This is a genomic window from Gracilibacillus sp. YIM 98692, from assembly GCF_010993965.1.
Classification (GTDB): Bacteria; Bacillota; Bacilli; order Bacillales; family Amphibacillaceae; genus Gracilibacillus.
On the sequence record NZ_WIXM01000004.1, the window covers coordinates 1 to 24,289 of the forward strand.

The following is a 24,289-nucleotide window of genomic DNA, read 5'->3' on the forward strand; positions in this document are numbered from 1 at the left end:
TTCATTTTTATGAATATGTACTCTAAATAGCTTGTATGTCTATATTTAATCAACTAACTGGAGCAAGAGTTTAACAAGAAGATTGTCAATCGTGGCAATCTTTTTCTTTTAAATTTAAAAAGGCTTATTGGAATATTATGTTAAAATCAAAGTAATGAAAATCTTGTGGGAAATGGCAGGATTGTGGAATAAGGAAAAGGGGGGAGTAACTTGAAAAAAGTTATCATAGGACTGGTAATAATACTTATTATTATATTTGCATACGAGTACCAAAAACCAGTAATGACCAGCGGTGAAATAATAGAAAAAGGGGTGGCTTGTTTAAATGATACAAAAAATTATTATAAAGAATCGCACAATGGTACTATCGCTATAGAGCATATTAAATCAGTGACTACATCAATCGATGACAAGAGTGGCTATTTCAATGAAGTGACTAATAAACGTGAGTTGAGTGTAAAATTCAAGTTTGATGGCGGAGGAGAACCAACAGTAAAAATGATTGCTTATAATGGGAAATGTTTAGGTATTACAGGTCCATTGCATTAAATATTTCTCTTCTGCTAACGGGAGCAGATGTTAAACAAGACATATCGTAAAAGGTGATTAGATTGAAAAAGAACATAGCATTTAATATTGTTGCAAACCACATTAACAAGTGGGATGCTTGGGGACTGTTATCAGGTGGGGCTCCATTAGACGAATATATTATAGAAACTCGTTGATGCTTTGCCACAAATAAAAAGTCAAATGGATTTAGCTAATACAATTAAAGTTGTATTTGAAAGCATTTGGAAAAGAACATAATCTTGAAAACTGCATTAAGGTTGCAGAGGATATTTGGGTTGAACTAAAGCGAGAAGAAGATAGTACCTTCTTCAATTAAAGGGAGCGTTTCTTCAAAAAGAAGAAGCGCTTTTTTACTACTTCCCACCGTTAACAGGAGAATAATGTTAAAATAGTATTGTTGAAAATGGATTTTGTTCAAGTAAAGAAGCAGTAATATGGAATTAGGTGTTTTTTTAGGTATATAGTTGACGGGATTGAAACCTTTATAAAGTTTTTCCGTCTAAACTAATAAAGAGTGTTTATACAGGGGGGCTATTCTTTTGCATAAGATTTCTGCATTGATTTTAATTTCAATCATTCTAATTATTTCTGGATGTGAACAAAACCAATCTAAACCTAAAGACTTTGAAGTGAAAGATGAAGATATTCAAGTGCAATTCGATGGAATTATTGACGGAATAAATGTTAAATACGATGAAGAAGCAAAGGCGTTATGGGTATTAAATTCATTTAAGTGGAATGATGACAAACTTACCTTCAATGCTAATTTCCGTTCAGAAACGATTAAACCAACAGAACTAAAGTTTATCGACTCTGTTGTATTTTTAAGTTTAGAAGGTCTATACCCTTCTAAACCAATAGGGAATGGTGCTGATGGAGGGATTGCGCATAAATCAATAAACGATAATATTCCAAATATTATTCCAATTAAATGTGAGGAAGCACAAAAAGGTCATTGTTCTTTTCAATTTGAAGTAAATTTGGAAAAAATACCCCGTAAGACTGAAGAGCAATATTTAGATGACTTATCTTTAAGAATTGGTTGGGTGCAAATTTTTAAAGATGAAGAAAATCAAATAAAATATTACCAATGGTCACAGGCTGATAATAGAAATGTAAAACCAGAAGTAGTTGGTTTTAAGGAAACATACGAAAAAATCTCAGGTGAATTTTTATCTTATAAGCCACTAGAAGAAAGCGAGACTACTGATTTAAATGAATTCAATAATTTTGATTATATTGAATGGATTAAGAAAAACATTTTTAGATAAACCACCGACAATCAGAGTTTTTTGCTAATTCTAAGGGTTCTTGTTCCACTAACGGGATGCGAATTCACAACAAGGTAAAATGGGATCAGTTGCTGCTGTTCTTTTTTTGTAAAGTGTAGGATTATTCAATAAGGACTACCTCAAGTTCTGAATTAAACGGAAAAGTATATTTGATACGATTGTACTTAGGTAGGTGACAAAATAATGAACAGAACAGATAAATTTGTCCTAATATTAATAGTGTTTGTTGGTTTATTTGTAGAAGATAAGGTTTCAAGTCTTTTGAATTACCATTGGAGTTTAAGTATATTGATTGCCATTCCAGTAGTTGTAATACTGATGGCGATATACAATAAAACAAAACAAGATGATAACAATGAAAGTTAGCGAAATTCACTAACGGAGTGCGTTGATTCAATATGAAGTGAAGTTATTTTTTTATTTGCAAATTGGGAACAAACTAAGGGGAGTGATAGAAGAAATAGTAATTAGGCAGTTTTCTTGAATAAAGATAAGTTTAAGGATGAGTAATATTGAAAGTAAATAAAGAAAATGAATAATCTCTTTATTATTTGAAAAATTAAATAAAGAGGTGAAGTACATTGAAAAAATATCTTATTGTAATGATTGGTATAGTTTCTATCTTTAATGCTTATCCACATAATACCATTGCTAAAGAATCTAAACTCTCTCCTGATTGTAAATATAAAACTGAACAAAAGTATAATCAATTTGTCGATAATGTTTTCGATGACGTATTAACTACTTACGAGTATTTGAATAAGGAAAATGACGATAGCAATAAATTCTATTTTACTTTAGAAGAACTATTCAATGTGCAAATTTTAGTAGGAAGTAATGAAAGCGTTGATAGTTTGAAGCAATTTTTCACTGGTGGGAGTACAGGAGAACGTCGACTATACTTAATCAATGGTGAACCTAAATATTCCTATTTATTGTACAAAGATACATCACATAACAACGTAATGATAAAACTAAAAAAATTAGATGGCGAATGGGTAGAAGTTGATAAAAAAGTTAAGAAAGGGAAGAAAATTGAATTAACCCAGCCAAGATGCTATCAAGATTATAACTAAATTTATCAAGTTAAATGTTTTTAGTGCTTCTTACAACAACGATGATATTGTGAAATAATGCACTTAAAGTAAAGGGAGGCTTTAACACAACTACGGAGATCGTCATTTGACGGTCTTTTTCAGTTAAATGGCAGTTATGTTGAAGAAGGTTATATTGAATTTTATGGTAAAATAACTGGAGGGAGGGGTTACTTTGTGGAGTTGTCGTCTTTTTCTTATTTCATTAGTTATTGGTGTTATGGGAGTTTCAATTTCTCCAATGTTTGACACTGTTATGGTGACGGAGAATTATAATTTAACTCAGCATAGACTGGGTTTTCCCATGCCTATAATTGAACAACATACCTGGTTAACTCCTATGGAGGATGCTTTCCCTTTCGAATTAGGGTTAGTCAATCCCCAAGAACATCCAACAGAGATACTGTTTATAAATTATGTCTTATCAATAGCAATAGTTACAGTAATAATTTATATCTTTTTATTAGCCATAAAACTTATAAGGAAATCAAAAAAAGTTTAACTTGGGTATTGTTGTGTTAACGGGAGCTTTAGTTGAAGAAGGAATGATTTTAAAAGGCTTCCTTTGTTGCGCAGTACAACGATACTGTTCAATAAAAAAAAGAAATTCAATAATCGGGTGCAATCTTATAAGAATGGGGTTGCGTTATATTTATGTTTTTTGCCATATTGTGTAGAAAAAAATACCAACGTGATAAGAATAATTTTGTTAGCTAATTTATTCCGTGAATCTGTATTCTATAGGATTATACGATGACTATTATAGCAATTTAAGTATTATAAATTTTTAGTAATGTTCTTCAGAAAAAACTTCCAAAAATAAAAATAAAAAAAAGCGATAACCTATTTTTGAGGAGGTTATATTATGCAACAACAACTAAGAGAGATTATGACATCAAATGTGTTTACTGTTAATGAATCTCAATCTGTACAAGAGGCGGCTGCATTAATGAGTCAACACAATGTTGGTGCGATTCCTGTGGTTAACAATAGTGGACAAATGACAGGGATAGTAACAGATCGTGATATTACACTTCGAACAACTGCTAAAGGTGGGGCTGCACAAACTCCTGTGTCACAGGTGATGAGTTCCCAAAATATGATTCAAGGGACACCAGAGATGGATGTACACCAAGCAGTTCAATTGTTAGCAGAAAAACAAGTTCGTAGGCTTCCGGTAGTGGAGAACGGACAAATTGTTGGAATGGTGGCGTTAGGGGACTTAGCTGCAAACCACCAGTTTGAGCATGAAGCGGAACAAGCATTGGCAAATATTTCAACTCCAGCTAAGCCACAATAGTTCTATATTAAAATAGGGTTGTCCTACATTTTGTAGGACAACCCTTCTTTTTGTGTTTTAAAAGTTAAAACCAAATAATTTTTTTAATTACATAATAATGTTATATTTCTATGTGTGTAAAAATGCCTCTTCTCAATAAATAAATCCCCATATTTCTCTAATTTTTTTATAAATATATTATTTCAACAAAGGTGGTGTTACTAAGATGAAAAAGGCTAAGGTTTTTCAACAATTTTACTATGGTTGGGTTATTGTTTTTATAGCCGGATTGGGAGTCTTTTTTTCAGGACCTGGACAAACGTATTCTAATTCTCAATTTATTGATCAATATATAAGAGATTTTGGATGGTCAAGGTCACAAGTGTCTGGTTTATATTCTGCAGCAACATTAGTTGCGGGTTTAATAATGGTCTTTGTAGGTCGGTTTATTGATCGCTTCGGCCAACGTACTATGATGGTAACTGTTGGGTCATTATTTGGTTTCGCTTGTTTTTTTAACAGTATAGTCTCCAGTTTGTGGATGCTTGCAATTGGATTCTTCCTAGTTAGACTATTAGGACAAGGGAGTATGTCTCTTATTCCCAATACACTTGTTGTACAATGGTTTGTAAAGAAACGCGGGATAGCATTTAGTATTATGACATTAGGTAGTTTTGCTAGTGCTATGTCGTTCCCGTTAATTAACACTTGGTTAATTGGAGAATGGGGTTGGCAATTTGCTTGGAGGTTTTGGGGTATTTTATTGCTTGTTTTATTTGTTCCAATTGCTTTTTTTGGTGTTAGAAATAAGCCAGAATTTATGGGATTAGAGCCTGATGGCTTTTCAAAAAAAAAAAACAATAGACCTAAGCTGATAATGGGTAGTAAGATCATAACATCAGATGAGGATTGGACCTTGAGAGAAGCGATGAGAACCAAAACATTTTGGGCTATTTTGATTTGTGTTGGGATACCAGCAATGATTAATACAGGAATTACCTTTCATATCATTTCAATTCTTGGGACAAATGAACTTTCTCCGGAAATTGCTGCAATGGTATTAAGTTTAATGGCTGTAGTTGGGATACCGATGTCTCTTATCTCTGGATATCTGACAGAAAAAGTAAAAACAAATTACTTATTATTAGGTATATTTATAATTGAATTTGTTCTTTTATTAATGTTACTAGTGACCAATAATTTACTTGTGGCTATTATATTTGGAACACTTTGGGGAGTAGCCAATGGTTTTGAACGTATTGCATTAAATGTCATTTGGCCAAATTACTTTGGGCGAAAATATATTGGTAGTATTAATGGATTTGGAGTAACTATGGGAGTGCTTGGTTCTGCATTTGGCCCATTACCTTTTGGGGTTGGTTTTGATATCTTCCATAGCTATACACCTATTCTGCTAATCGCATTAATATTTCCTTTGATTGGGATTGTATGCTCTTTAATTGCTAAGAAGCCAGATAAAACTCAATTACCTCAAATAGGATAATAATTAACTTGGTTATTAAAAAAGAGGTTCCGTTATAAGGAAAAACAGATTACTAACAGTAAAAAACGTAGAGGATCCTCTACGCAGCTTGTAGAGAAAGTGGGTGTTTTTTCTCTACAAGCTTTTTTTATTGGTAAAGAGATTTAGTTTAGTTTGGTTATTTTTCTTAGAAATAGACTCCCACACACCTAACTAATCCTAGCTAGGTGTGTGGCAATCTTCTTCATGTTCTGGCAGACTGCGGTGAGTAAGACCTGCTCACTCGCATTTGGTAATCCGCGCAACCTGCAATAGCGAAGCGCATGCAGCTGTTTCGAATCTGCAAAGCTTCGCTCAATCTTTTCTTTTCGATATTTGTAGAGCATTTTGCCAGAGGGGGAAAGGCGGTTCTGACGGACCTTCTCCTTATGTTCCTCCCAAACATGCCGGGTTACCACCTTTTGATGATTCCTCGACCTGGTGCACTGATCCAATAATGGACATGTTGCACACTTCTTGGGATTGGACTTATATTCTCGGTAACCTTCTCGAGTAGTGGTGGAATAAGTTAACGTGTCACCGTTGGGACATACATATAAATCATCTTTTGGATTATACTTAAACTTCCATTTTGGGAACAAACCTTTTGTAGGATGGTATCTTCTATGAGCAATCACACCAAATATTCCACGGTCGGACAACCCTTTACAGATAGGGACTGTTAAGTAACCAGAGTCCAATGCGACAGCCTCTACATCGAAGCCGAATCGCTTTATCTGATGATCCAACCGATTAAGATAAGTGACAGAATCATGGACATTTCCCGGGGTGACGAAGGCATCCGTAATTATATTGTATTTCCTATCAGTGGTTCGGTGGTCCAAGTAACAAAACATTTCCTGTTTTCGGTCGCGGGACATAAAACCGCTGTCTGGATCAGTAGTACTTTTGCGGACTGTTTTTTTATTTATCACGTCCTCTCTTTCCTTTAATGGCTTTTTTCCGTATCGTGCCTATCTTTCTCAATTGCTTGGTTGAGGTCGTGTATGTAACCTTTGGTTTCTACCTCAACTTCTTCTCTGGTGAATTTATGTTTCTTCGCATTAGGCTTTAGGTGAGTAGAATCTGTGAAGAGGGCCCTGCCTCCAACCATTCTGTAGTTGATCGCTTGGAGCAGGATTTCATCAAAAATCTCCTGGAAAATGTCCGTATCGTTAAATCTTTTGCGGCGGTTCCAACTAATTGTTGTGTGGTCGGGAACTGGATCTGATAATCTCAATCCCAAAAACCACCGGTAAGCTACATTCAACTGTATTTCCTTCTCCAGTTGGCGTTCGGAACGAATGCCATAAAAATATCCGATAAACATCATTTTGAAGAGTACCAAAGGATCCAAGGAGGGACGACCGTTATCCTCACTGTAGTAGGGTTTTACCTTCTCCAAAATGAAAGTGAAATCGATATATTTATCAATTTTACGAAGTAAATGATCTTGGGGCACTAAGTCTTCAAGGCAAACAAATTCGACTTCATTTTGCGTGTTATCTCTTGTATGAAACACCTTAATCACCACCCATGATTATTACTCTTATTATAACAAATTAGAGTGGTGAATTGGTAAAGTTATCCTACAAAAAACAAGGCTGTCGAGGGTTTCTCGACAGCCTGCGTAGAGGATCCTCTACGTTTTTTAGGCGTATTCTTTCATTCGATGATGTTAAATAATAGAAGTTAATAAACTCCCCAATTCAGAATTAGAAACTTTTTTTACTATAATCTCTCTCCATTTTTTAGTCGTTCGATGAATTCATTTAAATCGTCTTTTTTAACCCGCCAATGTCTCCCTATTTTAAATCCAGGAATCTTTCCTTCTTGTACTAGCTTATATGTTGTCATTTCACTTAACTGCAAGTATTCTGCAACTTGTGAAACCGTCATTATTTCTTTTTCCATATTTGTTGCCCCCCAATTTATCAATTATATGTATCATACCATATAACATTGAGTTTTTATAAAAATACACAAATAAATATAGATAATTATAAAGTATTATACTCAAATATACTTTTTACACCTTTTTGTTAAAACAAGTACCATTTTAGAGAAAAACAGAGAATGTTTGAGTAAAAGACAAATGTTCGCGTTTCCATTGGGTTTTGGATTTTAGAATAGATATGATATTATTCGTTTTGTTGATGATGGGATTAGCTTTTGTTAGAGAAAAGGGGGAATTATATATTTACAATCATGGGGATGGTTGCGAGTTTTTATTTCTCTAACAAAAGTTAATATATAAAAAATAATGTATAAAACTTAATATAAAAATTGGAGAGGTGAAAAATTTGAATTTACAAAATATAAAGGAAACATGGTTTGGTAATGTTCGTGGTGATGTGCTAGCTGGTATAGTTGTAGCATTAGCTCTTATTCCTGAGGCAATTGCATTCTCAATTATAGCTGGTGTAGACCCAATGGTTGGACTATACGCATCGTTTTGTATTGCAGTTGTTATCGCGTTAGTAGGTGGAAGACCAGGGATGATATCAGGAGCAACTGGTGCTATGGCCTTGCTCATGATTACATTGGTTGCAGATCACGGTCTTCAATATCTATTAGCAGCTACAATTTTAACAGGCATCATACAAATATTATTTGGTGTATTTAAGCTTGCGAGTGTGATGAAGTTTGTTCCTAGATCTGTAATGGTAGGATTCGTCAATGCCCTTGCTATATTGATTTTCACTTCACAGTTACAACACTTTGAGGGTGAAGGATGGATAATGTATGCCCTTGTTGGCTTAACTCTTGCTATCATTTATTTATTTCCAAGAATAACTAAAGCTGTTCCCTCTACTCTTGTTGCTATTATTGTAGTAACAGCTGTTACGATTTTTGGTAACATCGGTATAAGAACAGTCGGAGATTTAGGTGAATTAACACAACAGTTACCTGTTTTCTTAATTCCATCTATCCCTTTAAACTTTGAAACGCTGATGATTATTTTCCCTTATTCCTTAGCACTAGCAATTGTAGGTTTACTAGAGTCTCTATTAACATCTAACATTGTTGACGATATGACAGATACTGAGAGTGATAAAAACAAAGAAAGTCGCGGTCAAGGTATTGCTAATGTCGTAACAGGTTTCTTTGGTGGTATGGCTGGTTGTGCAATGATTGGTCAATCGGTTATCAACGTTAAATCAGGAGGAAATGGTAGATTATCTTCCCTTGTTGCAGGTGTTTTCCTAATGTTTTTAATTATTGTTTTAGGTGGAGTTGTTGTTCAAATTCCTATGGCAGCATTAGCGGGAGTTATGATTATGGTATCAATTGGTACTTTTGATTGGTCATCTTTAAAAAGTCTTCACAAGGTACCGAGAACGGATGCAGCGGTTATGATTGTTACGGTTCTCACAGTGGTTCTAACGCATGATTTATCTAAAGGTGTACTTGCTGGAGTGTTACTAAGTGCGATTTTCTTTGCTGCTAAAATCTCTAAAGTAAAAGTAACTCAAATTGTTGCTCTAGAAGGCAAGAAGAAAGTATACAAGGTTCATGGTCAGATCTTTTTTGCATCCGTCAATGATTTACTTGAGAAATTTAATTTTAACGATTCAATTAAAGAAGTGGAAATTGACTTATCTAGTGCTCACCTTTGGGATGATTCAGCAATTGGAGCATTAGATAAAATTGAGATGAAATTTGAACAAAATAATATTGAAGTTCATTATTCTGGGTTGAATGAAGAGAGTAAGCATTTGAAAAAACGAATTGGTGGATTATCTAAGGCATCAGGTCATTAAAATAAATAATAATAGTTACTACTATGAGGTGAAGTACTTGTTTAAAAAAATCTTATTGGCAACGGATGGTTCAGAACACTCCATTCGTTCCGCAGATCATGCAATAAAGCTTGCAGAAAATTTTAATGGAACAGTTGAAGCTGTTTATGTTGTGGACAGTCAAAAGTCGAAGGAAGATGTGTTACACAGTGTAGATAAGTATGAAGTAAAACGTGAAAGAAATGAGAAAATAGAAGTAGTGAAAGATTTGCTCGACCAATCCGGTGTAGAGTACAATACTAATATTTTACATGGAGAACCAGGACCTACAATTGTTGAGTATGCAAACAAGAATAACTTTGATTGTGTTGTAGTAGGTAGCCGTGGTTTAAACAACTTACAAACTATGATATTAGGTAGTGTAAGCCATAAAGTAGCGAAGCGAGTAAATTGTCCAGTTTTAATCGTAAAGTAATTGCGCTCTAGAAATAGTTAAATGTTTTACTAAAAAGTCTTTGCGTAATTTTAAGAAGGATAGGGTTAAGCTACCCTATCCTTTTTACATAAAATAATTTTTCAAAAGGAGGAAAAGGTTATGTCAGATTCCATTCAACAAGAAATAGAAAAACAAACTAGAGCTTCTGAACATGAATTGCTTGAACAACTCTTAGATCCCAAGGTGCAGGAGTCATTATCAATATTAGTCAAAGAGCTTCCTAAATTAACTGAATTACTAACACTTCTCTCTGATTCTTATGACACGGTTAAATCGCTTGCTACTGATGAGGTGCTAAAGAGTGACACAGTTGAAGCTATTACAGAAATGATAGAGCCTATTAAGTCTTCTGTGAAAAATGTTGCAGCTACTGCTATTGAAGCAAAAGATGAGGCTGAAGAGAGTACAGAAGTGATAGGTATTTTTGGACTTCTAAGAATTTTAAAAGATCCAGAAGCACAAAAGCTATTCCGGTTCGTTAATGCTTACCTTAAAGTTGCAGCAGAACGTAACAATCAATAGAGCTCTTTATTTCGAAAAGAATGGAGGAGAAAGTATGTCAAAAAAAATTGTTGTTTTAGGTGGAGGTTATGGAGGACTTCTTGCTGCTTTATCTGTTCGAGAACATTTAAGTAATGATAAAGCGGAAGTTACATTAGTTAATCAGACACCAACACACCAAATAATAACAGAACTGCATCGTTTAGCAGCTGGAAATGTTACTGAGCAAGCTGTAGCTATGCCATTAGAAAAACTAACAAAAGGGAAAGAAATTACACTAAGGGTTGCTACAGTAAAGTCTTTTTCTGTTGATAACAAAGAAGTAGTACTTAGTGATGGTTCTTACCTTACATATGATGCATTAGTAGTTGCTTTAGGTAGTAAGACAGCATATTTTGGTATTTCAGGTCTTGAAGAAAATAGTCTCGTTTTAAAATCAGCTAAGGAAGCAAATAAAATTAAAAATCATGTGGAAGAGCGCATTCGTGAGTATGCTAATACGAGACAGCCAGAAGATGCTACAATATTAATTGGTGGTGGAGGATTAACCGGTGTGGAATTAGTTGGGGAACTTGCTGATGAATTACCGACAATGGCCAAAAAGTATGGTGTTAATCCTACTGAAATAAAACTATTATTAGTAGAAGCCGGTCCTAAGATTCTCGCTATGTTATCAGATGAATTAATTCAGCGAGCTACTGAAAGTTTAGAGGCTCGAGGAGTTCAATTTTTAACTGGACTCCCTGTAACAAATGTAGAAGGTAATGTTGTAAATTTAAAAGATGGACAACAGATTAAAACAAACACTTTTGTTTGGACTGGCGGAGTTCAAGGAAACCCATTAGTAGGGGAATCTGGTCTTGAAGTTAATCGAGGTCGTGCTACAGTTAATCAATATTTACAGTCTACATCGCATGAAGATGTATTTGTTGCTGGTGATAGTGCTGTCTATTTTAAACTTGGTGATGAAAGACCACAACCGCCAACGGCACAAATTGCTTGGCAAATGGGAGAATTAATAGGACATAATTTATATGCATACCTTGAGGGGAAAGATTTTGAAAAATTCAGCCTTATAAATTCAGGAACTCTTGCAAGTCTTGGAAGAAAGGATGCAGTTGCGACTGTTGGGGCCAATGGTACCCAATTAAAAGGAACGCCAGCCTCTTTGATGAAAGAAGCAAGTAATGTAAGGTACTTATCACATATTAAAGGGTTATTTAGTTTGGCCTATTAAATATATATTGTTTATTAAAAAGGAGTAAATTCCAATTTGGTATTTACTCCTTTTTAATCATTTAGATGAATTTACTTCAAAGATTTAACCTTTAAATCCGTTTCGTTTAACTGAAAACCCTTAAGGTTGTTTCCGATTAAATCAAGACAATGCATCCCTCTGGTCATTGCAACATATAACAATTTTAATTCTGTTTCATTATTTTCAAATTCCTCATCAAAAGAAACGATTGTTACAGCATCGAATTCCAGTCCTTTTGCTAAATAAGATGGAACAATAATCACATTTTTTTCTATTTCATCATTTTCTTTAAGATACTGTACTTCCACCCCGGTGCGTTTTTTTAACCCTTTATAAATCCATTTACATTCTTTTTCTGTCTTACCTAAAACCGCTATGGAAGAGTAACCTTGATTCTGGTACGACTCTATTTTCTGTATTAGTTGCTCACAAGTTTCTTCTTTTGTATTTGTTTGAGTGAAAGTTGGAGTTTCTCCATGACGAACTACTGGTTCTGCAGTTGGTAATTTATTATTAAGTTTTTCTAGTAAGCCATTTGCTAGGTTCATTATTTCAATCGTTGTCCTATAGCTTTTTTGAAGAGTTAAATAGTTTGCTTTAGGAAGGGCAGATTTTATAATGGTTTTCCAGTTATTCGTACCACGGTAGGCATGAATTCCTTGAGATAAATCCCCTAAAATTGTAAAAAGTTGTGTTCCTGTAGCCTTACTTAAAGCTCTTATTTGAAAAAGGCTATAGTCTTGCCCCTCATCTATTACGATATATTTCATTTTTAAATTGTCTTCAATACCGTAAATGTATGACTGGAGATAAAGTAAAGCTGCTAAGTCTTCTACTTCATACATGTTTTGGCTAAGTAGTTCAGTAGAGTGCTGTATGATTGAATTAACATCATGATCAGTAAGGTCTTCACCCGCATATTTTTTTAATAACTTTTCATCGGTTAAGAGAGCTTTATAATAGTCAGTAGCCTTTTTCTTCGGAAACAATTTAATATAGTCGTTCACAATACGATTGGTTTGATTTTTGACTTCTTTTGATCGAATTTCTTTATTGTCTATTAACTTGGCTGCTTTCTTTCGTCTTGTTTCTGGGTCCTTATATTTATAAACAATTCGATCATATTTTTCTTCAAATTGTTCCTCGATCTTTTCTAAAATATCTTTTTTTCTTTTTTTGAAATTATCCTTTAATAATTGATTTATTTTTTCCTTTCTTTTATTAAATGGTAAATAATTATAATCCTTAATAAATAATTTTTTTATTTTCTTTGAACTATAGAAGCGAAATTTGCCGATAAAAAGTTCTTGGTCGGGAACGTAGTGATTTCGGATATCCTTTAAATACCTTTTTAATATGGTTTCAAACAGTTTGGATCCTTTAAACGTTGAAATCCATTGAATGGTCTTTTTGTTTTCTGTGTTAGGGTCTATCAATTGTTTTAGCTTTTTATCCGAATCTGCTATCTTCAATTTCTTACCTAAACAAGCGATAACATAGTCAACAAATGTTGTCTGGTTAATTCTCTCAACACCTAATTCTGGTAAAGATTCAGAAATATAATTTATAAACATTTTGTTTGGAGCTAGGATCATCAGTTGTTCCGGTGAAATTTTATCTGTATAGTTATAAATAAAATAAGATAGTCGATGCAGAGCGATGGTGGTTTTACCACTTCCTGCTACACCTTGAACAATTATGGGCTTTTGTAAATTTGCGCGGATAACTTGGTTTTGCTCTTCTTGAATGGTAGCAACTATATCATTTAGTCGATTATCTGCTTTCTCGGAAAGAGACTTTTGTAATAGCTCATCTCTTGTTGTAATATCAATGTCTCTTATTTCATTCAAGGCTCCTTCCTCGATTATGTATTGTCGTTTTAGGTCTAGACTTCCGCTATGCTCACCATCTTCAGCTTGGTAAGACACCTCTCCGAGTCTACCTTCATAATAAATATTAGCAACAGGAGATCTCCAGTCAACAATGATTGGCTCCTGGTTATCTTTACGATAAAGAGATACTTTTCCAATATAATATTTTTCCGTATGATTGGTTCCATACCGTGTAAAATCAACCCTACCAAAATACGGTTTATCTTTTACTTTTTCTAAATTTCTTCTATCCCCCTGAACCATTTCTAATAGTCGCGCATTCGTTAGAATATTAATATAACTTAAACTACTATCTAAATAATCTAAATTAACAAATGCATCCTTAATGTTATCTTGGTAGCTCGCTTGGGATAATTCAGCTACTTCCAGAATCGATTGTATATAATCCTTTGTGTATTCTAATCGTTCTTTTTCGTCAAGATAGTCTGGGTGATTATTTGGTGAATTCAAAAATGTTACTCCTCTCTTTTTTATTCCCTATAAGGTGAAAAATTTGATTAATGATTAACATTCAACTGTATTTAGTATAATTAATTATAATATACTATAAATAGATTAAATATTCACTTATATGGTATAATTAATTTGTATTTAAATAAAAGAGGTGGATTCAGTGCATAAAGACATAGAAATTTTGACGATTGCACAAATTCCTGAATATCTACAAGTCAACGAAGTTACTATATATAAATATGTTAAAGAAGGAACCTTACCAGCGTTTAAGATTGCTAGACAATGGCGGATTAAAAGAGAAGACTTATATCAATTTATCGAGCATCAAAAGAGTGCTAAATTTATGAATAAGCGGTGAATAAAGTGCTAAAGGATACAGGAGAAAGAGTTATACCAGAGAAAATGAAAATAACAAATGAGTTGTTAATAGAACATATTGCAAGGTACCATTTTGCGGTCAATTATGCCAATGGTAGAGTGTTAGATTTTGCGAGTGGATCGGGGTACGGTACTCATATAACTGCAAAGAAGTGTAAAAAAAGAGTTAGTGAGGTAATTGGCGTAGACATTGATTTAGAGGTCGTTGAATATGCTCGGAAGACATACTATCACCCTCTTACCACCTATCTCCAAGAAGATGTAACAGATCCGAATTTACCAAAAAAATTAGGTCAATTTGATACAATTTTAAGCTTTGAAACAATAGAGCATGTGGAAGAAGAAGAGCAATTTTTATCAAATATATATAATCTGTTAAAGCCTGGAGGTAAGTTAGTATTATCCACTCCATTTGGACAAGGGCGGGGAAAACCATGTGGGTCACCTTTTCATGTCCATCAGTTAACAGAAGAAGAGTTTAATAATTTATTCAATGAATATTCAGAGACTCATTTTTACTACCAAAAAGGTGCTTTAATAGAACCTGCGGGGGTAGAGACAAATGGCAATAAACCACTTGGACTCGTAGTTTGCCAAAAATAATAAAACAGTAAAGGGATTGGGTTATCGGTGAAGTTATATACAATCTGTAAACGATGCAGTGGCGAAGGTAAAATTAAAAGGAAATTTTTAATGTTACATTATAAGTCAAAATGTCCAGATTGTAAGGGTAAGGGAAGCGTGAGGAATTATTATGAGTATATAAATAAATATAAATGATTGTATTTTAAAATTGATACGCTCCCAAATATTTTTCTTCCCGAAAAGGTCACTTATAAGAGTGATCTTTTCATACATATTAATGTCGCATTATCGAACGGGTTTGGGGTTGGTAGTTACAATACTTTGTTAGGAAATATAGATAGTTAAAGGGGACAAGGAGACTTGTCCCTTTTTCTGTTCTAAAAGAATTAATTTTTAATTAATTATAATTAGTTATAGAATATGATATTTTGTTGTATTCAATTATAAAATATAATAAAATTTAAATACCTCCTAATTTTCTCTTTGTAGAATTCACTCGTAGATGTGGTCTACTTCTCTATACTTTTATATAGAATAGATAGTAGCCATTAATTTACAGTATTCTTCCTTTCCATTTAGAGAAAATAATACTAAATGTGAAGGGAGGATGATTTTAATTGAATCAACTAACTTATGGACATACGTGGTTCGGTAATATTAAAGGGGATATATTATCTGGATTAGTAGTAGCGCTCGCCTTGATACCAGAAGCAATTGCCTTTTCAATTATTGCCGGTGTCGATCCTATGGTCGGTTTGTATGCATCTTTTATGATAGCTGTAACAATTGCATTTGTAGGTGGACGACCTGGAATGATTTCAGGAGCTACTGGGGCCATGGCGTTATTGTTTATAGATTTAGTAGCAGGGTACGGTCTAGAATATTTATTAGCAGCATCAATATTAACCGGAATTATTCAAATTCTGTTTGGTATATTTAAACTTGCTAGGTACATGAAATTCATCCCTCGTTCAGTAATGGTAGGGTTTGTAAACGCATTAGCTATAATGATCTTTACATCTCAACTGCAACACTTTGAAGGGGAAACATGGAATATGTATGTGTTAGTCGCGATAACGTTAGCGATTATTTACTTATTCCCTTATGTATCTAAGACGATTCCAGCTACTTTAGTTGCAATTGTCGTACATAGTAGTACAAATTCCAATGGCGGCGTTAGCTGGAGTTATGATAATGGTTGCAATTAGTACATTTGATTGGAATTCATTACGGACAATACTCTTAGTTCCGAAAAGTGATGCAGTTGTTATGGTTGTAACCGTGTTATCAGTAGTTTTAACACACAACCTAGCAATAGGTGTTTTTACTGGAATACTTTTAAGCTCAATCTTTTTTATTTCAAAAATTTCACACGTACGATTAGAAACGTCAATAAATGGAAATAAACGGTTTTATAAGATTAAAGGTGAACTTTTTTTGCATCTGTAACAGAGCTTCTAACTAAGTTTGATTATGAAGAAGAAGTCAAAGAGATAGAAATTAATCTAAGCCTTTCTCACATTTGGGATGATTCCGGAGTTGTTGCAGTTGAAAAAATTGTCTCCAAGTTCGAGGAGAATGGAAAACATGTAGAAGTAACAGGTATGAATGAGGATAGTACTGAGTTGATTAGGAAATTAGCAAATAAATTGGGATCACATTAACAAAGGGAGGTAACACCATGTATCAAAAAATTTTACTTGCCACAGATGGTTCAGAACACTCAAAAAGGGCTGCGGAAAATGCATTTCATATTGCACAGTGTAGTTCAGGGTCTCAACTTGAGGTTGTATATGTAGTAGGTGCCGATAAGGCGAAATCAGATGTACTGAATAACTGGAATTCTGTAGACTTAAATGATTCACGAAAAGAGCAACTAGGTGAAGCAGAGCGGCTATCTAAGGAAACTGGAATTGATTATCAAGTTAAAGTTTTACATGGTGATCCTGGTCCTTCTATTGTAGACTATGCGAATAAAAATAACTTTGATGTTGTTATTCTTGGTAGTCGTGGCCTTAATGGATTACAAGAATTTGTATTAGGAAGTGTTAGTCATAAGGTTGCGAAACGGGCTAACTGTCCTGTGCTTATTGTGAAATAAAAGTTCTAAACAGCCTCTTATTGATAATTGTGTCTGTTTGTTCTGGGGGAATTAATATAGATGTTACAAGAAAAATCCCCCTCATAATGAGGGGGAAAACCTCAACCTCTTTCCTAATTAGGTATATTATAACCTTGGAGGTTTTCTAAAAAACCTCTTTAAGGGAGACTATTAGTTCCCTTTATAAAATGTTCAAATTAAAAGATAGGATTAAGTTATTGCGTATGTTAACACTCTTATTCTGGTTACTTTTTTCGCAAAATAGTAAAACATAAATAATTGGATTCTAAAATAAAAATCATAATTGACATAAGGATAGTTCAATTCAATTTTAGACTTAGTTTAATTCATTTATCAACACCAACAGCCTTTAAGCCCCCTTTAGTATAACCTCACAGGAATATTCATGTACTGAACATACTTCATTGTTTAAAAATCCAAAATTCCTCAACGTAGACGAGCTATGTCGATTACCATTTTTAATTACTATTAAGAATTTTTTGATTTCCAACACCCAATTATAAAAAAATATAGATCATTGTAATAAATTATATTTAAATTAATAATATTAACACATTTTTATTTTAAAGTTGACCAATTAATACTATACTATAAGTAATGAGGATTGGATCGGTTAAATGTTTTATTTTTTTCTTTAGTTTACAGAAAGGAGCTATCAGAAAATAATGTTAAAACGTTTAAGGAAAAAAATTAAGAAACGTTGGAAAGAATTATTAGGTCGTAATAAGCGTATTCCGAGTGCTTATAAAGATAATTATCGCTAATCCTACCACAAATGACAAACTAAATTATTTGATAAACTTTAATGCTATTTTTAACAAAACAACAACTTATACAACAAGTTAGGAGAATTTTTATGAAGAAAATGCTACATCAGGAGTTTCCAAAAAAAGTTCCTGTTCGAGAACGCACAACAAGCTTTTATTATGAAGCTGCTTCAGAAAGGCAAGTACGAAGAAAATTCACAACTCGCAAACTCAATATTGAACACATCCAGCAATTAAATGAGGCTCATCTGGGATATGAAAAAGAATCTGAAGGATTCGCCATGGAGATGCTTAAACGATGAAATTTGTGAAAAATGATGAAACTGCAGTTTTTGCCTTAGGTGGAATGGGTGAAATTGGTAAAAATATGTATGCTGTGCAGTTTCAAGATGAAATAGTGCTTATAGATGCTGGGATTAAATTTCCTGAAGATGAGTTACTTGGAATAGATTATGTAATTCCTGATTACACTTACCTAGTGCAAAATCAAGATAAAATAAAAGGTTTATTTATTACTCATGGTCACGAGGACCATATTGGAGGTATCCCATACCTCTTAAGAGAAATCAACATCCCGATTTATGCTGGAAAACTTGCGATTGAACTTATTAAAAGTAAATTAGATGAACATGGTCTTTTACGAAATGCGGAACTTCACACTTATTATGAGGACGACGTTATAAAATTTCGTAAAACATCAGTTGCATTTTTTAAAACAACACATAGCACCCCTGACTCATACGGTATAAGTGTAAAAACTCCACCAGGTAATGTCGTTCATACTGGAGATTTTAAATTCGATTTTACACCTGTTGGTGAACCAGCCAATCTAGCTAAAATGGCTGAGATTGGTAAAGAGGGAGTACTGTGTTTATTATCAGATAGTACAAATAGTGAAGTTCCTGTATTTACACTGTCTGAACGAGTGGTAGGCGAAAGTATTAACGACATTTTTACTCGCGATGATACAGGGAGATTAATTTTTGCAACCTTTGCATCAAACATTTATCGACTTCAACAAGTTGTAGAGGCTGCGGTAAAACATAACCGAAAAGTAGCTGTGTTTGGTAGGAGCATGGAAAAATCTATTACAATTGGACAAGAATTAGGTTATATTAGTGCACCCAAAGATACGTTTATTGATCACCAGCAAATAAATCGTCTCCCTGCGCATGAGGTAACAATTCTATGTACAGGATCCCAAGGTGAGCCAATGGCTGCACTTTCTAGAATAGCTAACGGTACACACCGACAGATCCAAACTATTCCTGGCGATACTGTTGTGTTCTCTTCCTCACCTATTCCTGGGAACAAGGTTAGTGTGAGCAGGATTATCGATAAACTTTACCGAGCAGGAGCAGAGGTAATACACGGTCCTTTAAATGATATTCACACATCAGGTCATGGTGGACAACAAGAACAAAAGCTGATGTTACGATTAATGAACCCGAAATTCTTCATGCCAATTCATGGGGAATATCGAATGTTAAAAGAGCATACTAAACTAGCCGGGTTGTGTGATATTGATCCCGGTAATTGTTTTATAATGGATAACGGTGATGTACTTGCCCTCGGAACAGATAACGCATCTATTGCAGGCAAAATACCATCAGGATCCATCTATGTAGATGGAAGTGGTATAGGTGATATAGGAAATATCGTGTTAAGAGATAGAAGAATCCTATCTCAACAAGGGTTAGTAATGGTTGTGGTAAGTATTAACATGAGGGAATTTAAGATTGCCTCAGGCCCCGACATTATTTCAAGAGGTTTTGTATATATGAGAGAATCTGGTGATCTTATAAATGAGGCTCAGAAAATCGTCTCTGCACATCTAGAAAAAGTAATGGAAAGACGTACAACACAGTGGTCTGAAATTAAAAATGAAATTACAGATACAATCGCACCTTTCTTATATCACAAAACAAAACGTAAGCCGATGATTTTACCGATTATAATGGAAATTTAACGAGAACCCCGGTAACCATCTGTTGAACCCTATAGAGTAGACACTTTAAAAAGGTCTGCCCTATGGGGTTCTTTTAAGTATCATACCTCAACAGAGGTCAGGAGTTATAAGGAAGAGTCAAAAGATATAACGGCAGAAGGATAGGCTTTTACAGAGGTCGAAATTGATGTAATACTGGATGATGATATGAAAGTAACCAGCTAATAGTTTGTCAACATTTTTCAATAAAAAAACCAAAATTAATGTGATATACTAAATTTGGTAACGGGAATGTATGTACAAACAAAGCTACAATTCCAAGCAGTGCTTGATCAGGAGTTTTCTCAATACAGAGGTGTGTTTGGTGACTTATATTCCGTTGTATCATTGCTCACTCTTAAAGAGTTTCCATCATCTGAAGATATATTAAATGCTGGTGAAAGTCATTTAACTAACAAGATTGTAGAGTACTGTACCAGTCGTTCCGAAAAGTGGGCAAAAGAAAAAGCTATTAAACTGAAAGATGCGGCAGCACGAAATCAGCCTTCAACTTTGATAGATGCTCTTTATATTGAAGAAGCAAGTGAATATACATACCAAGGCTTAGAATGTGACTTTGATAGAGTGCCTCATGTTGTCTTGTTAGGTTACGTAGGTTTAGTAACTGGATTCCACGCTTTTTATAAGGATCTAATTCCTCTTTATAGTACAACTCACAGAGGTGAACGGCATCTATTGCATCCGTCTTTACTTTACGCAAACTTGAACTTTTCGCTTTATAAGCTATCAGTGGATTTACGATAATCAACAAATATTGAAACTGTTCTAGATGTTGAACGACAGGTATGTGATAATGACCTGTAGCTTCAAGCACCACAGGTGGTTTTTGCCCAGTGTGATTCTCAACCTCTCTAAGAAATTTAACTAATAACTCAAGACCGTCAAGGTCGTGTGTAATACTAAAACTCTTACGATAAGGCATTCCTTTTTCTAAATACGCTTGGACCTGGCTTTCCCCTTTTGATACATCCAGACCTATGACTGGATTCATAGAATATCTCCTCCCAAATAAATTTTGCCGGTACCCCTAATCCTTCTTGTATTTTCATAGCTTCGCTTGTTATACGAGATCTAGGTCCCAACCAGCCTCAAACAGGTTTATACAAGTAGGGGGCGAACTGTTTACTTTACGGGGTCAATACCCCACCGGTGCGGACGTTCTGCCCTGGCTACCGTAATGATAAAACCTAAAAAAATAAGGTCAACCAGTAATTTCTGGCTAACCTTATAATACGAAGGGGGCGATAGTTTAATAAAATCAGAAAAATACCTGTATCACTGATTACTTGGTAATCTAAGATACAGGCTTTAATTCTGTCTTGTTTTAATGAATTCTATGGTAAACTCTCACAAGCTACACCATTACCATCACCATCTAAACGGTGAGGATCATCTTTTGGACCACCAGCTGCTTCAAAAAACGCTTGTGCATCATCATGTGTATCAAAATCACTGCAGTTACGATCTTCTCCACGTGGATCGTAAGGTCCATCATAACTAGACGAAACATCATTAGAAGTGTCCTCTTCTTGTTGTTCCTCTTGGCTCTGTTCATCTTTTGGTTCTTCATAATAGAAACCATCTGATTGAACGTATCCTTCAATACTCCAAATACCAATACCGGCATTTGCAGCTCTTGTTTGTGCTTTTACAAATGCATCATAATGCGTATAAGGTGGATCATAAACGTATGCTAAACCCTCAAACAGCTAGTTAGTAGCTGGGCAATCTTACTGCGTTAACGGGTGCGTTGGTCTAAGAAGGATTAACGCTTTGTGGAATTATTGTATTAAAAAATCAGGATGGTTTAACAGCTCATTAGAAGAATTATCTCTTAATGAAGCGAATTTTTAAATAGTGTTTTAAATTGAAAGTGGGGATTATCATATTATTTCAAAATGGAAATTTAAAAGTTCGAAATTTAAAAGAAAAAGATAATTACCTGTTAGCAAAATGGCTTTCAAACCCGTCGGTTCTTGAGTTTTATGAAGGAAGGGATAATCCTTTTGATCTAGATAAAGTTAATAAAGTTTTTTATACTCCTAAAGATGATAAAGTTAAATGTATTGTAGAATTTGATGGTAATGAAATTGGATATATTCAATTCTATCAGTTAAATGATGAAACAAAAAAAGAATATGGGTACTTTAACGAAAAGGTTTATGGCACAGACCAATTTATTGGTGAAGTAGAATATTGGAATAAAGGAATTGGAACATTACTTGTTACAACTATGGTCAAATATTTAATCGAACATGAAAAAGCAGACCGAGTAGTTATGGACCCTCAAACAAGAAATACAAGGGCTATTAAATGTTATGAGAAATCTGGTTTTAAAAAAGTGAAAATACTCCCAAATCGTGAGCTTCACGAGGGGAAATATCAAGATTGTTGGTTGATTGAGTATCATAAATGAATATCTCTTCTTCAAGTAAAGGGGGCGCATGACAAGTTCTGTTATAAGCGCTTTTTAGCGTGAAAATACAGGAAGTTTACTAGAACAGCTTCAACTTTACAACGGAAGATTGGAATGATGGAACCAAGTTTCCTGAAACAATCCCATCAAGACTCCTGCGTGCGTCATGAATGACAGTTCATGGGGTTCGAAGCACAGGTAGAGTCGGCAGAAGGAAGACTAGAGCCATTCCAGTGGAAAAGGTATGTTAATCTGATATGCCGGATGGCTGAAAAACTAGATATGGTGAGAATGTCCCACTCAAAAGGAACTGACAAACTTCCGAATTTAAGGGTCTAAAGTTAGAACATAGTGTAATGCTATGTCCCACCATACGGTGGGGCGAGTGGTGTAGAGTAAAACGGCTCCTTCTGAAATACGCTATACCGAACAATGGCGGTATCAAGCTCGCAGGCTTAAGGTAGGGGCAAGACTGAAGAATCTCCTAAGGGGAGTGGAGGAACAGCCCCTTTTTCGTAGTGCGAGCTCTCAATAAGGAGACTTTAACAAAATATATAAAGATGTAAAAGAACTTACCAAGTTTGAGAACAAATTTTATAAAAAATAGCTGAAGATTTTTGGTGTGCTTTTTCTCTTATTAGTGACTTTACTTTTTTTACCCATATACCTCTCAACCCTTACAACACCTTTGAAGGTTGTAAGGGTTATTTACGATTTTTAGGAAAAATTTAGAAAAGGAATTTTATGGTGGATATTATAACTCATGGTACAGATATCCTTATACCACAAGTTTATTTACAAACTATTTAAGTTTTTCGAAAAGTGTTACCGTTCCTTTTGGTTTTTAACCAAATAATATTGTCTCTACATGGCTTTTTCTTTTCAATAATAGGTTAATAATCAACCAGATTATTAAAAAATTAATCTTTGAAGATGGAGGTATAAAAAGGAAATATCAGTTAACACTTATTAAAAATAATATATTCAAAGATTATAGAAAAGGAGAGAACATAGATGAATTCGTCAAAATACTATTGGAAAAGTACTAATGAATTTATTCCGAAGGGAGCTAGAAATATACTGAATGAATATCTATTAAGTTTAAAACTAGAAAATAAAGCAGAAGCAACCATTAAAAAATATCGAAGGATATTAGAGCGATTTCTTCAAGAGTGTACCGTTCCTTTAGAAACAATAACTTCAGAGGATGTTTTACATTGGTTAAACCAATTCTCATTGGATAAAAAGCCAAAAACAGTGGATATTGTCCTTTCTTCCTTATCATCGTTTTTTAAATTCTGTCTTGCTGAGGATTATATCAATACGATGGTGATAAAAAAACGTTGGCGTCCCAAGATACCACAATCATTACCTCGATATCTCAGTGAACAAGAATTTGCACGTGTTAAGTTAGCCGCAGAAAAGTTACCCATTCGGGACCGCGCTCTAGTTCTTTTTTTATTTTCTTCGGGCTGTCGCAGCTCAGAGGTTTCACAAATAAAAATGAAAGATATTGATTTGCACCGGCGTACAGCTGAAGTAAAAGGAAAAGGGAAAAAAATTCGACATGTTCATTTCTCGGAAGAGTGTGCATGTGTATTAAGAGACTATCTACAATCTCGATCAGCTGAATCAACAGAACCGTTATTTATGAATAAGTTTGGACAATCGCTTCAAAAATCAGGAATCTACAAAATCACAACAGAATTAGGGAAAAAAGCAGGTCTTAAGCAATCTTTATATCCGCACTGTTGTCGTCATACCTTTGCAACCAATATGTTATCCAAAGGAGCAGACCTCGAATTTATCGCGGACGAAATGGGACATGCGGATTTAAATACGACACGTGTCTATGCCCGTATACCAAGCGAAGACATGATGTTAGCATATCAAAATAAAATGGGGTGATAGGA

The 24,289-nt window shown here is 34.3% G+C and carries 21 protein-coding genes and 3 pseudogenes; 19 read left to right on the forward strand and 5 right to left on the reverse strand.

Translation table 11 applies throughout. From position 1 onward, the window contains the following. Positions 1–210 precede the first annotated feature (210 nt). The 6 genes from GHD00_RS05780 (at position 211) to GHD00_RS05810 (ending at position 5,739) form a co-directional block, all read left to right on the forward strand. Complete coding sequence (locus GHD00_RS05780; RefSeq protein ID WP_163537212.1) at positions 211–549, forward strand: hypothetical protein; 339 nt, start codon at positions 211–213, stop codon at positions 547–549. Positions 550–1,109: 560 nt separating this feature from the next. Next, the gene (locus GHD00_RS05785) at positions 1,110–1,841 is read left to right on the forward strand and encodes a hypothetical protein (RefSeq protein ID WP_163537213.1); all 732 of its coding nucleotides are present in this window, start codon (positions 1,110–1,112) and stop codon (positions 1,839–1,841) included. Positions 1,842–2,443: 602 nt separating this feature from the next. After that, positions 2,444–2,938 (forward strand): hypothetical protein, encoded by a 495-nt coding sequence (locus tag GHD00_RS05795; protein ID WP_163537215.1) that lies wholly within the window; start codon positions 2,444–2,446, stop codon positions 2,936–2,938. Positions 2,939–3,131: 193 nt separating this feature from the next. Next, entirely contained in the window at positions 3,132–3,458 is a 327-nt protein-coding gene (locus tag GHD00_RS05800; RefSeq protein ID WP_163537216.1) for a hypothetical protein, read from the forward strand. 363 nt (positions 3,459–3,821) lie between these two features. Continuing rightward, on the forward strand, positions 3,822–4,256 hold the full coding sequence (locus GHD00_RS05805; protein WP_163537217.1) for a CBS domain-containing protein: 435 nt from the start codon (positions 3,822–3,824) through the stop codon (positions 4,254–4,256). A gap of 205 nt (positions 4,257–4,461) precedes the next feature. Continuing rightward, positions 4,462–5,739, forward strand: a complete 1,278-nt coding sequence (locus GHD00_RS05810; protein ID WP_163537218.1) for an MFS transporter — start codon at positions 4,462–4,464, stop codon at positions 5,737–5,739. Between the two features lie 188 nt (positions 5,740–5,927). Here the strand turns inward: GHD00_RS05810 and GHD00_RS05815 are convergent. Beyond that, a protein-coding gene (locus GHD00_RS05815; RefSeq protein ID WP_163537401.1) for an IS1182 family transposase occupies positions 5,928–7,285 on the reverse strand; the annotation gives its coding sequence in 2 pieces (ribosomal slippage) (positions 5,928–6,730 and positions 6,730–7,285; 1,359 coding nt in all). Between the two features lie 203 nt (positions 7,286–7,488). Continuing rightward, positions 7,489–7,671 carry a helix-turn-helix domain-containing protein gene (locus GHD00_RS05820; protein ID WP_163537219.1) on the reverse strand — a complete coding sequence of 61 codons (183 nt, stop codon included), beginning with the start codon at positions 7,669–7,671 and terminating at the stop codon, positions 7,489–7,491. 389 nt (positions 7,672–8,060) lie between these two features. Here GHD00_RS05820 and GHD00_RS05825 point away from each other — a divergent pair, with 389 nt between their 5' ends. The 4 genes from GHD00_RS05825 (at position 8,061) to GHD00_RS05840 (ending at position 11,734) form a co-directional block, all read left to right on the forward strand. Next, on the forward strand, positions 8,061–9,521 hold the full coding sequence (locus GHD00_RS05825; protein WP_163537220.1) for a SulP family inorganic anion transporter: 1,461 nt from the start codon (positions 8,061–8,063) through the stop codon (positions 9,519–9,521). A 37-nt stretch (positions 9,522–9,558) separates the two neighbouring features. Further along, entirely contained in the window at positions 9,559–9,975 is a 417-nt protein-coding gene (locus GHD00_RS05830; protein ID WP_163537221.1) for a universal stress protein, read from the forward strand. Positions 9,976–10,095: 120 nt separating this feature from the next. Next, positions 10,096–10,518 (forward strand): DUF1641 domain-containing protein, encoded by a 423-nt coding sequence (locus GHD00_RS05835; protein WP_163537222.1) that lies wholly within the window; start codon positions 10,096–10,098, stop codon positions 10,516–10,518. A 34-nt stretch (positions 10,519–10,552) separates the two neighbouring features. Beyond that, positions 10,553–11,734, forward strand: a complete 1,182-nt coding sequence (locus tag GHD00_RS05840) for an NAD(P)/FAD-dependent oxidoreductase (protein WP_163537223.1) — start codon at positions 10,553–10,555, stop codon at positions 11,732–11,734. 71 nt (positions 11,735–11,805) lie between these two features. Here the strand turns inward: GHD00_RS05840 and helD are convergent, their stop codons facing one another. Then, positions 11,806–14,097 (reverse strand): RNA polymerase recycling motor HelD, encoded by a 2,292-nt coding sequence (gene helD / locus GHD00_RS05845; RefSeq protein WP_163537224.1) that lies wholly within the window; start codon positions 14,095–14,097, stop codon positions 11,806–11,808. 163 nt (positions 14,098–14,260) lie between these two features. Between helD and GHD00_RS05850 the strand changes: the two genes are divergently transcribed. The 7 genes and pseudogenes from GHD00_RS05850 to GHD00_RS05880 all read left to right on the forward strand — a co-directional run. Beyond that, positions 14,261–14,458: a helix-turn-helix domain-containing protein gene (locus GHD00_RS05850; protein WP_163537225.1), complete on the forward strand. Its 198-nt coding sequence runs from the start codon at positions 14,261–14,263 to the stop codon at positions 14,456–14,458. A gap of 5 nt (positions 14,459–14,463) precedes the next feature. Further along, on the forward strand, positions 14,464–15,081 hold the full coding sequence (locus GHD00_RS05855) for a class I SAM-dependent methyltransferase (protein ID WP_163537226.1): 618 nt from the start codon (positions 14,464–14,466) through the stop codon (positions 15,079–15,081). 599 nt (positions 15,082–15,680) lie between these two features. Beyond that, a pseudogene (locus tag GHD00_RS05860) lies at positions 15,681–16,727 on the forward strand (SulP family inorganic anion transporter). 17 nt (positions 16,728–16,744) lie between these two features. After that, entirely contained in the window at positions 16,745–17,164 is a 420-nt protein-coding gene (locus GHD00_RS05865; protein WP_163537227.1) for a universal stress protein, read from the forward strand. Between the two features lie 877 nt (positions 17,165–18,041). Continuing rightward, entirely contained in the window at positions 18,042–18,254 is a 213-nt protein-coding gene (locus GHD00_RS05870) for an RNA polymerase epsilon subunit (RefSeq protein WP_163537228.1), read from the forward strand. Next, a complete protein-coding gene (gene rnjA / locus GHD00_RS05875) occupies positions 18,251–19,921 on the forward strand; it encodes a ribonuclease J1 (RefSeq protein ID WP_163537229.1) in 1,671 nt (556 codons plus the stop codon). The genes GHD00_RS05870 and rnjA overlap by 4 nt, the downstream gene beginning before the upstream one ends. 261 nt (positions 19,922–20,182) lie before the next feature. Next, positions 20,183–20,440, forward strand: a pseudogene (locus GHD00_RS05880) (IS110 family transposase); the annotation flags it as partial. Here GHD00_RS05880 and GHD00_RS05885 read toward each other — a convergent pair. Then, positions 20,439–20,951: pseudogene (locus GHD00_RS05885) on the reverse strand (IS110 family transposase); the annotation flags it as partial. The pseudogenes GHD00_RS05880 and GHD00_RS05885 overlap by 2 nt on opposite strands. Before the next feature lie 343 nt (positions 20,952–21,294). Then, positions 21,295–21,669 (reverse strand): excalibur calcium-binding domain-containing protein, encoded by a 375-nt coding sequence (locus GHD00_RS21405; protein ID WP_481810377.1) that lies wholly within the window; start codon positions 21,667–21,669, stop codon positions 21,295–21,297. Positions 21,670–21,845: 176 nt separating this feature from the next. On the opposite strand from GHD00_RS21405, the gene GHD00_RS05895 reads away from it, so the two are divergent. Together GHD00_RS05895 and xerA are read left to right on the forward strand one after the other, a co-directional pair. Continuing rightward, positions 21,846–22,376 (forward strand): GNAT family N-acetyltransferase, encoded by a 531-nt coding sequence (locus tag GHD00_RS05895; protein WP_205600718.1) that lies wholly within the window; start codon positions 21,846–21,848, stop codon positions 22,374–22,376. Positions 22,377–23,390: 1,014 nt separating this feature from the next. Beyond that, entirely contained in the window at positions 23,391–24,284 is an 894-nt protein-coding gene (gene xerA / locus GHD00_RS05900; RefSeq protein ID WP_163537230.1) for a site-specific tyrosine recombinase/integron integrase, read from the forward strand. Positions 24,285–24,289 lie beyond the last annotated feature (5 nt).